The 784-nt window shown below is 69.0% G+C and carries 1 protein-coding gene; it reads right to left on the bottom strand.

Translation table 11 applies throughout. From position 1 onward, the window contains the following. The coding region (locus tag KUM49_RS37935; protein WP_254402405.1) for an electron transfer flavoprotein subunit beta/FixA family protein at positions 1–784 on the bottom strand (784 nt) is incomplete at both ends.

Raw genomic sequence — 784 nt, 5'->3', positions numbered from 1 at the left:
ATGAACTTCTGGCCCGCGAGGAACTCAGCGAGCTGCTTGCCGCCCTCGCCCTCGTCCTTGACGATCGTGCCGGCGGTGCGCGCCGGGCGCTCGGCCGCGGAGGCGACGACCGTGTAGGCGCCCTCCAGCCCGACTTCCTCGGCCTCGATGTCCAGGTCGGACAGGTCCCAGGACTGAACCGGCTTCTTCTTGGCCGCCATGATGCCCTTGAAGGAGGGGTAACGCGCCTCGCCCGACTGGTCGGTGACCGACACGACGGCCGGCAGGGAGGCTTCCAGCTGCTCGGAGGCGGAGTCGCCGTCGCGGCGGCCCTTGACCGTGCCGTCCTCGACGGACACCTCGGACAGCAGCGTCACCTGCGGCACGCCCAGACGCTCGGCGACCAGCGCCGGGACGACACCCATGGTGCCGTCGGTGGACGCCATGCCCGAGATCACCAGGTCGTAGCCGGCCTTCTCGATCGCCTTGGCCAGCACCAGGGAGGTGCCGATGGCGTCGGTGCCGTGCAGGTCGTCGTCCTCGACGTGGACGGCCTTGTCGGCGCCCATGGACAGCGCCTTGCGCAGCGCGTCCTTGGCGTCCTCGGGGCCGATGGTCAGGACGGTGACCTCGACGTCGTCGTCGGAGTTCTCCGAGATCTGCAGCGCCTGCTCGACCGCGTACTCGTCCAGTTCGGAGAGCAGACCGTCGACGTCGTCCCGGTCGACGGTCAGGTCATCGGCGAAGTGCCGGTCGCCAGTGGCGTCGGGCACGTACTTCACAGTGACAACGATCCTCAAGCTCA

Source organism: Streptomyces sp. AC555_RSS877, assembly GCF_019049245.1.
GTDB lineage: Bacteria > Actinomycetota > Actinomycetes > Streptomycetales > Streptomycetaceae > Streptomyces.
This window is presented reverse-complemented; position numbering and strand designations above follow the sequence as displayed.